We start from the raw sequence: 11649 nt of genomic DNA, 5'->3' as shown, positions 1-11649 counted from the left end.
GTTGCGCCGTGTTTCTTTCGAGGTACCCATGAGCTATGTTCTCGCCATTGACGTCGGGACGAGTTTTACCGCTGCAGCCCTTGCCAGGCCCGATCAAGGCACGCCACCGGAAGTCCTGCCGCTGGGTTTGCACGGCAGTGCAGTACCCTCCGTGCTGTTCTACACCGACGACGGCCGCGTGCTGGTAGGCGAAGCAGCCGAACGTCGGGGTCTGGACGAGCCCCACCACATGGTGCGTGAATTCAAGCGCCGGATCGGGGATTCCGTTCCCCTCGCTGTTGGCGAGGGATGGCTTACCGCCGAGGACGTGTACGCCACCATGGCGGCGTGGGTAGTGGACAGGGCCCGGGAGCGTGAGGGTTCGGAACCGTCGTCGATCATCATGACGCACCCCGCCGCCTGGGGCGCGCATCGTGTCTCTTCAGTCCTGGCTGCCCTGGACCTGGCGGGCTTGTCGGACATCACGCTGATCAGCGAGCCGGAAGCGGCGGCCCTGCACTACGCCTCCCAGACACGCGTGGAAGATGGCAGCATCATCGCTGTGTACGATCTGGGTGGCGGCACCTTTGACACCGCCATCCTCCGTAAAGCCGGAGCCGGGAACTTTGAGTTGCTGGGCCGTCCCGACGGTATCGAAACCCTTGGCGGGGCTGATTTTGACGCAGCCGTCCTGCGCCACGTCATGGGACACGTGAGCCCTGCGGTGGACATGGATCCGATGGCACCGGAAACCCTGGCAGCCCTGGCGCGGCTGCGGCGGGAATGCCGTGAAGCCAAAGAGGCGCTGTCCATGGACAGCGAGTCCAGCGTGGCCGTTTCCCTTCCAGGAACCCAGCAGTCCGTCCGCCTGGTCCGGGCCGAATTCGAAGAGCTGATCGAGGCACCCCTCCGGGAAACGGTGGAAGCCTTGGAACGAAGCCTGCAGGGCATCAACGTGGACGCGCATGATTTGCGTGCCGTACTGCTCATCGGAGGCTCATCCCGCATTCCCTTGGTGGCTGAGATGATTTCGGTCGAACTTGGCCGGCCCATCGCCGTCGACGCCGATCCGAAGTCCTCCATCTGCCTCGGCGCGGCAGTGGCTGCTGCGGGCATGGCGGCTGCGGCGGGCATGGTTGAAGCCACAGGCCCGGCGGCTGCGGCGGGCATGGTTGAAGCCACAGGCCAGGCGGCTGCCACAGCGCCGGCGGTGGGGCCGGTACCGTCCGATGACGCGCTGCGCCGGCCGTCGGGGATCATGCGACCGCCGGCTTTGGCCGCCTTGAGGAACGCCTCCAGCTCACCTACCCGGCACACAACGTCACGGCCTCGCGTTCGGATGGCTGCGGCAGCCGCAGCAGCTGCGGCGGTGCTGACCATTGCTACGGCCACTGCTGCGCAAAGCCCCGATGCCCGCGGGCTGTTGGCAACGATGTTCGGCAACCAGGCTGCCGATGTCATGCGCGACGGCGGTCCGGCAGCCTCCGGTGGCGGGGGCAGCGGAGCGGGAGCAGGAAGCACCGGTGAGACACCGGTGGTACGTAACCCAGGACCGGGACTTGAAGCCAGCGCCAGGAACGGCGCCACGAGGGCCGGAACGGGGAGGGGATCCGTCCGGCCTGGGACCGGAAGCGCCGGGACGGGCACAGGATCCGCCGGGGGATCGGCCACTGGCAACCCAGCCGGTGCGGGCTCTGGCAACTCACCGGGTGCGGCCACGGGCGGAACGGGCAGCACCGCCACTCCTGCCCCGGGCACCGGAACCCCGGGCACCGGAACCCCGGGCGCCGGAACCCCGGGCGCCGGAACACCCGGCACCGGAACACCCGGAACGGGTACCCCCACCACGGGGACGCCCGGCACTCCGGGAACCGGCACCCCTACGCCCGCACCTACGGGCGGCGCTGCCAGTGGTCCCACCGATCCTCCTCCCACCTCGACTCCCACCACTCCGCCTCCGGTCACTGAACCCAGCATTCCGCCTGCCACACCCACGGACCCGGTCAGCCCGCCGCCTCCACCACCACCTCCACCGCCGTCGCCGGAGCCGACGCTGCCCCAGCCTGAGCCGAGCATCACCCAGGCCCCGCCCCCGGCATCACCGGAGCCCGCGCCGGATCCGGTACCGCCGCCCGCCACAGCTGATCCCGCACCCACGCAGACCGTCCCCGTTGCGGATCCAGCGCTGTTGTCGGCGGTCTAGCCCATGACGGGACATGACCATCAGCCACGGCACTTTCCGCCCGGGCTCCACGATCACCCCCTCATGGATTCCCTCCCCAATGATGAAGTCCCCCCGCACCTGACGGAGTTGTCCGGCGGGTCTGCGATGGTCCGCGAATTGTTGTTGGCCCTGTCCGTGGGGTTCACCCTTCCCTCGCCCCTGCCGGAGCGATTGGAAGCCCATGACGGACTGGAAGGGGTCATCACCGCAGCCAGGGACGCAGGGTTGCTGCTGGCCGACGGTTCAGTGGTGGGTACGGCGCAATACGCCTTGCTCCAAGGGACCCCGACCACCCGCATCCGGGCGCTGCAGAGGGAGCTGGTGGACAAGCACCTCCACGAAGGCCGGCCCTTGGGCGACCTCGCACGGGACCTTGCCAGGAGTGGGCTGCAGGACGCCCGCGTTGCCGCGGAACTTGAAGCGACCGCCAATGATCTCCTCGACAGTGATCCGCGACTTGCCGTGGATCTCTACGCCGAGGCAGTACTCGCAGGAAACAGCAAGCTGGAGAACGCCGCCAAACGGGCCCAGGCGTTGGCCGCCACGGGAGACCTGGACGGTGCCGGAAGGATTGTGGACAGGCTGCTTGCCCTGCCGGAGCCACCTGACCTTCGATTGGGGGTGGACGTGGCCGCCGCGGTATGGGCCCAGCGCGGCATGTTGAACCGGAGTGCTGATACCTACAGCTGGCTGGGACCGGACAGGCTGGAGGGGTCTGCGCCGCTGGCCGCTGTGGCCCTGATCGGTTCCGGAAACGCGGTACAAGCCGAAGAGATGCTGGCATCCGGCAGGACTGGGGGGTCCCCGACCCTCCTCGCGGTGGCATTGACCCTCACCCAGGAAGGCCTTCGGCAGACCCTTGGACCCGCGCCCCACCTGGCGCTGCCGGAGCTCATCAGGGCGTCGGACATGATGAATGCCTCAGCCGCCGCTATTCCCTTGCCGGAGACTCCGGGTGCTTTGGCCGCTCTGTGCGCCCTCCACAGCGGGGAACCTGCGGTGGCGGACAACGTGCTCCGGGCCGCCTTGGCCGCGGGCCAGGGCGGGGATGTCGCGCGTCCACGGCTGTTCCTCCTGCAGGCATGGTCCGCCATGCAGCAGGACAACGCCGACGAGGCACGATTGGCCATCAACGAGGCCGTCAAGGCGAACCATTGGCCCTTGGCGCCCCGCGATGAGCTGCTGCTGGCAGCGCTGGAAGTGGGGTTGGCACGGCGGGGCACCGAAGTGCACGGGCTGGTCCTGGCTTGGGACAGGGCCCGGGAAGCCATGATGCACGTATCGGTGGACCTGTACAGCCTGCTGCCATGGGGCGAGCTGATGATTTCCGCCGCGCGGTTGAGGGAGGCCCACCGGGTCTCACACTATTTGGATGGTGCGTGGGAACTCCTGAGGAGGCTGGGAAATCCGCCGTTGTGGTCGGTGCCGTTGCATTGGGCGGCGGTCCAGGCTGCGCTGCTGAGCGAAAGTCCCACAGATCTCGCGCCGCACGCTGCTGCGCTGGTCCGGGCTTCCGAACACAGCCACCTGGCCTCTGTTCTGGCCGCTGGTGGCAAAGCGTGGGTTTCGGTGCTGGCCGGCCGGTTTGAAGCGCCCGACGTCGAAGAGGCGGCCCGCGGGTTGGCCGCCGTCGGGATGCCCTGGGAAGGGGCCAGGCTGGCAGGCCATGCTGCGGCGCACGCAGAGGAGCGCCGCGACATGGTGCGGTTGCTGGCCTGTGCCAGGGACCTCCATCCCCAGGGCGTCCAGTCGGGTGGGAGCAGCGAGCGGGCGGAAGAACTCCACCGTGACGTTGCGGGAACCACCGTTCCGGACCCCATCAACCAAGGGGATGCTTCAGGGCTCAGTGCCAGGGAACGTGAAGTGGCGCGGCTTCTCCTGGAAGGGAAAACCTACCGGGAAATCGGTGAGGCCATCTACATTTCACCCCGCACGGCAGAGCACCATGTGGCACGCATGCGGCGGCGCCTCGGAGCAGAAAACCGCTCGGAACTCCTGGTCCGCCTGCGCCTGGCATTGGGGGAGGGGTACCCGCCTCCCTGACCGGCAACCCCCTCCACCCCCTAACGGGAATCACCGCAATCCCCTAACGGTGTTGCCGGCAGTAGGGGGACCACCCCCGATTCCCCGTTCCCCGCCCCGGTCATAGCTTGAAGGGGAGCCCGGCAAAGGCGCCGGGCCATTCACCACCCATCACAGAATTTGAGGGAGCACTCCAATGCCAACACTCGCACAACAGCTCGTGCAGTTCCTGATGAGCCTGTTCAACGATCCCGACGCCGCAGAGGACTTTGTCCGGGACCCCGAAGCAGCACTTGCCGCTGCGGGCCTCCGTGACGTTTCATCCGCCGACGTCGACGCTGTTCGTCCCGTAGTCCTGGACTACGCACCCATCAACGCCCGTTCATCGTTCGACCGCGAATACAACACCGGCGGCAACCACGCCTCCACGGGCGGTGGCAGCTGGGGCGGCCAGCACGACGACGATGACGATCACGGCGGTAGCGGTGGCGGTGGTGGCTGGGGTGGCCAGCACGACGACGATGACGATCACGGTCACGGCGGTAGCGGTGGCGGTGGTGGCTGGGGCGGCCATGACGACGACGATGACGATCACGGTCACGGCGGTGGCGGCGGCGGTGGCCATGAGGATCACGACGACCATGCCCATGCCGTTCAGCAGCTGGTCCACGTGGTGAACAACTACTCCTACACCACCACCATTGATGACCGCGACACGATTGTGGACCAATCGGTCAACCAGAACATCTGGGCCGACGGCGACGTCACGCAGCTCTTCAACCAGGACGCCGTTACGGCATCGGGCGACGGTGCCATTGCAGCCGGTGACGACGTCAGCCATTCCGGCAACACCACCACCACGACTACAACCACCAATACCGACGATCATTCGACCGACAACTCAATGACCATCAACGAGTCCGGCCCCGGGGACGTTGAGGTGGGCAACACGGACATCGAGGTCAAGGATTCCTTCAACGACAATTCGGACAACTCGGTGACCAAGGACTCCTACAACACCGATGTTGATGTTGACGTGGAGATCGAGGACTCCTTCAACGAGGACAACTCCACCCACACGGACAACTCGAACAACTCGGTCAACGTCTCGGATTCCTTCAATGACAACTCCACGGACGTGGACGTGGATGTTGAGGACGTCCAGCTCATCAACGACTCCGTGGTGGTCCAGGACAACGAGCTGGATCTTGAGTACTCGCCGGACAACTCCACCACGGTGAACGTGGAGGACGTCCAGGTCAACTACGACTCCACCGTGATCCAGGACAACGAGTTGGATGTTGAATACACCAACATCGAGGACAACGTGGTGGTTGCGGACAACGAACTCGAGTTCGACAACTCCACCAACCTGGAGGTCGAAGACGTGGACGTGGAGTACAACGAGATCACGGATTCCATTGTCGTAGCGGACAACGACGTAGAAATCGACTAGCTCCGAAGATCCAGACACCGCAGCGAAGGCTGCGACGCGAAGTACCCCCAGCAGTGCCCGGCAGACAGTTCACCGTCTGCCGGGCACTTCGTGGCCTCACAAGGCAGCACCGGAACAGAACGAACAAAGGACCTACGGTGACCGAAGCAGCACGGATGACCACGTTGGTGGAGCAGGCCATGGCGCTGGTGGGGGATCGGAACGATCTTCGACGCCGGCTGGAAAGCACCCGCGACCGCCTTAAGGATCCCAGCGTCCGGGTGATCGTCGTCGGAGAGTTCAAGCAGGGCAAGAGCCAACTGATCAACGCCCTGGTCAATGCCCCTGTGTGCCCGGTGGATGACGACATTTCCACCACTGTGCCTACCGTGGTGCGGCAGGGGGACCCGGCGTCGGCCGTTGTCCTGGTTTCCGCTGCGGAGGATGACCCGTCGGAGCACGCAAGCGAAGTGGCTGGACATGAGGGAACCCTTGAACGCCGGCCCGTTCCGCTGGACCATCTGGCCCACTATGTCTCCGAGAAGGGGAACCCCGGCAACGCGAAGCACATTGTGGCAGCGGAAGTTGCCTTGCCCAGGAAACTGCTGGCCGGTGGGCTGACGGTAGTGGATTCGCCCGGGGTCGGCGGGCTCGGGTCAACGCACACACTGACAACACTGACGGCGCTTCCCTCGGCGCATGCCGTGGTGTTCGTCTCCGATGCGTCCCAGGAGTACACCGAACCGGAGATGCGCTTCCTGGGCCAGGCCATGCGCATCAGCCCCAACGTGGTGTGCGTGCTGTCCAAGACCGACCTCTATCCCAGCTGGCGGCAGATCGCGGACCTTGACCGCAAACACCTGGCCGAGGTGGGACCGGACATTCCCCTGTTCCCGGTTTCGTCCGAGCTGCGCCTCCAGGCAGCACGGCTGCAGGATACGGAATTGAACGCCGAATCAGGATTTCCGGATCTGATCCAGCACCTGAAGCACAACATCGTGGGGGAGGCCGCGGCCATCCAACGGCGTTCGGTCGGGCACGATCTTTTGTCCGTTGCGGAAAACCTGAGGCTCGCCCTGCAATCGGAGCTCGGTGCCTTGGAGAATCCCGAAGGAACGCCGCAGATGATTGCCGGCCTGAACGCGGCCAAGGAGGACGCCGACGCGTTGCGCAAGCGGTCCGCCCGCTGGCAGATCACCCTCAACGATGGGATCGGGGACCTTATAGCCGACATGGAGTACGACCTGAAGGACAGGCTGCGCCGGATACAGCGCGAAGCCGAATCAGCCATTGACCAAGGGGATCCCGGACCCGCTTGGGAGCACTTCACCCAGTGGCTGGAACAGAGCACCGCCGCTGCCGTCTCGGATACGTTTGTCTGGACCAGCGAGCGGGCCCAGTGGCTGGCCAGCCAGGTTGCGGATCACTTTTCCGAAGAAGAGGTGGCCCTGCCGGCCTTGAAAGTAGCCGATACCGGTGGGGTCCTGGACCCCGTCGCCGGGATCCAGGACATGGACAAGGGCGGGCTTGGGCCCCTCCAGAAGGTTTTGATCGGCATGCGGGGTTCCTATGGAGGTGTACTGATGTTTGGCCTCCTGACAGGCATCTTCGGGATGGCCCTCATTAACCCGCTCTCCGTTGGGGCCGGACTCCTGCTGGGGCGCAAGGCGTACCGGGAAGACAAAGCCGCCCGGCTGAAACAACGGCAAGCAGAGGCCAAGATCCTGGTCAGGAAGCACGTGGACGATGTGGTGTTCCAAGTGGGTAAACAGCTCAAGGACAGGCTGCGGCTGGTCCAGCGCGCCACCCGGGACCACTTCACCGAGATCGCCGAAGAACACCATCGTTCCCTGGCCGAATCCGTTGCAGCCGCGCAAAAAGCCGCCGCCATTTACGCAGCGGAGCGGGACATGAGGATCAAGGAGATCCGGAACCACATCAAGGCCCTGGACACCCTGGCACAGCAAGCGCAGCAACTGCAGGAAAAGCAGCCAACGCAGGAAAAGCAGCCGGCGCCGGATATGCAACCAACCGGGCCCTCCACCTCGACGGTCCCCGCCGGCTGATGGAATCCGGAATCGCCGGAGCCTCGGAATTGCTCCGGCACGCACGGGACGTCTTCTGCGATGACACCGCTGCCCTCGCAGTGGTGGACGAGTTGGACCGCAGGCTTAAGGGGCCGCTGCGCATTGCCGTTGCAGGGATGGTCAAGGCCGGGAAATCAACGCTCCTCAATGCGATCATCGGTGAAGAGATTGCCCCGACGGACGCCGGGGAATGCACCCGCTTGGTCACGTGGTACCAATACGGACACGCGCCCAAAATCACGCTCTACCCGTTCAGGGGCGGACCCCGGAACCTTCCGGTGACCCGTGAAGACGGCCGCCTGGTCCTGTCCCTGGGTGAGACGCCGGCCGAGGACGTGGAGCGGCTGGTGGTGGAATGGCCGTCGGCCTCTTTGCGCCCACTCACTTTGATCGACACCCCCGGCATAGCGTCCTTGTCCGAGGATGTCTCCGTGAGATCCACGGCTTTCCTGCTGCCGGAGGACGAACCTACGGCCGCGGACGCCGTCATCTATCTCATGCGGCACATGCACGCCTCCGACGTGAGGTTCCTGGAATCCTTCAAGGACACTGCGGCCGGCCGATCCGGGACTGTCAATGCCTTGGCTGTCCTGTCCAGGGCCGATGAGATCGGAGCCGGAAGGATCGATTCCCTGATTTCGGCAGCAGTCATCGCCGACAGGTACAGCCGGGACCAGAACCTCAAACCACTGGCACTGGGGGTGGTGCCCGTCGCCGGTCTGCTGGCACAAAGCTCACGGACCATGCGCCAGGGGGACTGTGACGCCATGATGCTGTTGGCGCACATGGACCGGAACCAGCGGGAACGGATGATGTTGTCCGCAGACCGTTTTGTGCGCGGTACGGGACCGGAGGGATTGCAGCCGTCCATCAAGGCTTCCCTGGTGCAACGGTTCGGGCTGTTCGGGATCCGTTTGGGTGTTGCCCTGATCAGGGGCGGAACCACGGATCCCACGGAGCTGGCCCACGAGCTCGCCCGCCGCAGCGGGCTCGGTACCTTGCTGGACAGCATCAGTTACCTGTTCCAGACCCGCGCCGACGCACTCAAGGCGCGGGCCGTCGTCGTGGGTTTGGAATCATTGGTGCGCGGCGCGCCCCGGGAACGTGCGGCGTCGCTGGAAGCTGCCTTGGAACGGCTTCAAACCGGCGCCCATGAGTTCCGGGAACTGAAACTTCTCGCCGCGCTGCGTACGGGTGGCGTGGGACTGGACGAGGAGCAGGAAGCTGAGGCGGAACGGTTGGTGGGCGGCCGCGGCAGCACTTCCCCGCTGAGGCTGGGCCTGGCGCCGGACGCAGATGCCGGGGAAGTCAGCGAGGCAGCCAGGACCTGCCTGAACCGTTGGCGGCTGATCGCTGAGAATCCCCTGACCGAGTCCTCCGCGCTGGAGGCCTGCCGTGTGGTGATGCGAAGCTGCGAGGGGATGCTGGCTGCTATGCCGGCCGTTCACCGAGCCGTTCGCTGAACTTCTCGCTCAGCAGCCAGACGGTGGTGGTGGGGAAAAACAGCAGGATCAGGCCCGCTGCAGCAAGGATGAACTGGGCCGCCAACAGCACTGTGGCCAAAACGCCGTCCGCTCCGGGAGCCACCACGAAGTCGGCGGTGATCACTGTCACCACTGCGTGCAGGAGTACCAGGGGAGCCAAAGCCCACCGTGCCCAGACACGGCGTTTGAAAAGCACCGCGAGCAGCACCGCTTCCATGGCCACAACCAGGGCGATCATGGCCAGGCTGCCCAGGAATACGACGGCGGTGGCCCCGTCAACGGCTTGGGCGTCACCGTCGGCAACCATGCCTGAAATGACACCCTTCAGGCGCTCAAAGTGTGCATCACGGTCAAGGAAGCCGAAGACCACCACGGCGATTCCTGCCGCGAAGCCGGCAATCCACAAGGAGCGGGCGAGCCGTGCGATACCGGGTGGCTGGACAGTTGCGGCGATGGGCGGTGGAACGGAAAGGGAGATACCCGGCCGGGGTGGCGGTGGGGGAGGCGCTGATGGCCCGTTGGCTGATGGCGTGGTGGAAGGTGACTGCCGTGAACCATCGGCTTGTTGGGCCATGTTTACCTACTTCAGCTCGTCGGTGTCATGGGGATCCGGCTCACTGCGCTTGGCATCGCCAGGCTTGAAACCGTTGCCCGTTGCCTCACCGGAGCCATCGGAAGGTTTGTCGCCGAGTTCGCGTTCCTTGGCTTCGAGCTCGGCCTTCAGCTTCTTCAGGCGATCATCCTCGGCTTGGTTGCGGCGGCGGGTTTCCAGGTTGCGGAGGAATTCGGGGTCGTCGTCCGGTGCTGTGGGATAGCGGCGAACGGTTTTGGCGGTGGGCTTGCCATAGGGCCGGCCGAAGATGAACCAGAGAACGGCACCCAGCAACGGCAGGACGATCATCACGATGATCCACGCGGGTTTGGAAATACCGCGTGTTTGGTGTTTGTCCGTGCGGATAACATCCACCAGGGCATAGACGAAGATGACCAGGACAACGACGACGCCTACAACGCGGAGCATGCACCAAGTCTAGTCGCCGGAAGCCATTCGCTGGACGCCCTCTTTTGCCCGTGACCAGAGTGCAACCATTGGGGCGGCTAAACTTGGATGGTGGCTTTCCTGAAGTATTCCCTCATTCGTCTGGCGCTGTTCGTGCCGTTGCTCGTGCTCTTCTACTTTTTGGGGGTCGGACTGATCCCGGCGGTGATCTTCGCCGGCTTGATGGCGTTCGCCATCAGCTATTTGTTCTTCCAGAAACAGCGCGACGCCGCCACGGCAGCCATGCGCGAACGTTTCTCCGGGAGGGCCAAGCCCATCAGGACTGCCGGCGAGGTTGAGGACGCCGAAGCGGAAGATGGCCTGGTGGAAAAGAACCCGGACATCGCCGTGAACAACGACAAACGCCCGGGTTCCCTCTAGGAGTTTTTGTACAGCTAACGCCCCCAAGAAGCCTTCTTGGGGGCGTTAGCTGTACAAAAACTTAGAAGCCGCGGCTCAGGATCAGACCCAGCGAGAACAGCAGGCTGTATCCGAGGTTGATCATGCCGGTCTGCTTGAGGACGGGGATGAGGCTCTTGCGCTTCTTCCCGTTCACCATCAACCAGGCCGGCATCAAGCATGCCGGGATCAGCAGCAGGACGATCAGCATCCACGGTTTGGTGGGAGCCAGGACGATGACCAGCAAAATGGCGACGGCCAGCATCAATACGTAGCTTTCACGGGCGTGCCGGTCCCCAAGACGCACCGCCAGGGTCCGCTTTCCCGCAGCCGTATCCGTGGGAATGTCCCTGACATTGTTGGCCATCAGCAGGGCGCACGCGATGAGTCCCGTACCAATCGCACCGATCACCGCGGCCAGGCTGACCTGCCCGGCCTGGGTGTAGGTGGTGCCGAGCGTGGCTACAAGGCCAAAGAATACGAACACGAAAACGTCGCCCAATCCCATGTAACCGTAGGGATTCTTGCCACCGGTGTAGCCCCAGGCCGCCAGGACGCAGCCGATGCCCACCAGGATCAGCCACCACGCCTGGGTGATGATGACCAGGATCAAGCCGCATATCATCGCGGCGCCGAACAGTCCGAACGCTGCCCACTTCACTTGCTCAGGCAACGCAGCCCCGGATCCCACAAGGCGCAGTGGGCCTACCCGGTCTTCATCGGTGCCGCGGATGCCATCGGAGTAGTCATTGGCGTAGTTGACGCCGATCTGGAGCAGCAGCGCGACGAGCGCAGCCAGGATCGCGTTGGGCAGCCGGAACGCATGGAGCTCGTACGCCGCTGCCGAACCGATCAGGACGGGCGCGATCGCCGCGGGCAGTGTGCGGAGCCGGGCTCCTTGGATCCATTGTGCAGCTGTCGCCACGTGTAGTACCTCGTGTATTTCGCGGTTGTCTTGAGTCGGTTCGGGGAGGGAAGAA

At 64.7% G+C, this 11649-nt stretch carries 9 protein-coding genes; 6 read left to right on the top strand and 3 right to left on the bottom strand.

All coding sequences use genetic code 11. The features are described from left to right. Positions 1-28: 28 nt before the first annotated feature. The 5 genes from LDN85_RS17070 to LDN85_RS17050 all read left to right on the top strand — a co-directional run bounded on the left by LDN85_RS17070 (position 29) and on the right by LDN85_RS17050 (position 9210). Entirely contained in the window at positions 29-2182 is a 2154-nt protein-coding gene (locus tag LDN85_RS17070) for an Hsp70 family protein (RefSeq protein WP_223943626.1), read from the top strand. Positions 2183-2185: 3 nt separating this feature from the next. Further along, a complete protein-coding gene (locus LDN85_RS17065) occupies positions 2186-4246 on the top strand; it encodes a LuxR C-terminal-related transcriptional regulator (protein ID WP_026541306.1) in 2061 nt (686 codons plus the stop codon). A gap of 175 nt (positions 4247-4421) precedes the next feature. Then, positions 4422-5681: an IniB N-terminal domain-containing protein gene (locus LDN85_RS17060; RefSeq protein ID WP_223943625.1), complete on the top strand. Its 1260-nt coding sequence runs from the start codon at positions 4422-4424 to the stop codon at positions 5679-5681. Between the two features lie 155 nt (positions 5682-5836). Beyond that, entirely contained in the window at positions 5837-7726 is a 1890-nt protein-coding gene (locus tag LDN85_RS17055; protein WP_223945483.1) for a dynamin family protein, read from the top strand. Beyond that, positions 7723-9210 (top strand): dynamin family protein, encoded by a 1488-nt coding sequence (locus LDN85_RS17050; protein ID WP_223945482.1) that lies wholly within the window; start codon positions 7723-7725, stop codon positions 9208-9210. The genes LDN85_RS17055 and LDN85_RS17050 overlap by 4 nt, the downstream gene beginning before the upstream one ends. On the opposite strand, the gene LDN85_RS17045 is transcribed toward LDN85_RS17050, so the two are convergent. Continuing rightward, entirely contained in the window at positions 9179-9805 is a 627-nt protein-coding gene (locus tag LDN85_RS17045; RefSeq protein WP_223943624.1) for a hypothetical protein, read from the bottom strand. The genes LDN85_RS17050 and LDN85_RS17045 overlap by 32 nt on opposite strands. A gap of 6 nt (positions 9806-9811) precedes the next feature. Beyond that, positions 9812-10252, bottom strand: coding sequence for a PLDc N-terminal domain-containing protein (locus LDN85_RS17040; protein WP_026541301.1), 441 nt, complete (start codon positions 10250-10252; stop codon positions 9812-9814). Between the two features lie 87 nt (positions 10253-10339). Here LDN85_RS17040 and LDN85_RS17035 point away from each other — a divergent pair, with 87 nt between their 5' ends. After that, positions 10340-10651 carry a DUF4229 domain-containing protein gene (locus LDN85_RS17035; protein WP_026541300.1) on the top strand — a complete coding sequence of 104 codons (312 nt, stop codon included), beginning with the start codon at positions 10340-10342 and terminating at the stop codon, positions 10649-10651. A gap of 61 nt (positions 10652-10712) precedes the next feature. On the opposite strand, the gene LDN85_RS17030 is transcribed toward LDN85_RS17035, so the two are convergent. Beyond that, on the bottom strand, positions 10713-11594 hold the full coding sequence (locus LDN85_RS17030; RefSeq protein ID WP_026541299.1) for a 1,4-dihydroxy-2-naphthoate polyprenyltransferase: 882 nt from the start codon (positions 11592-11594) through the stop codon (positions 10713-10715). Positions 11595-11649 lie beyond the last annotated feature (55 nt).

The organism is Arthrobacter sp. StoSoilB20 (assembly GCF_019977295.1).
GTDB classification, from domain to species: Bacteria; Actinomycetota; Actinomycetes; order Actinomycetales; family Micrococcaceae; genus Arthrobacter; species Arthrobacter nicotinovorans_A.
Note: the sequence above shows the minus strand (reverse complement) of the source record. Positions and strands in the feature narration are given on the sequence as shown.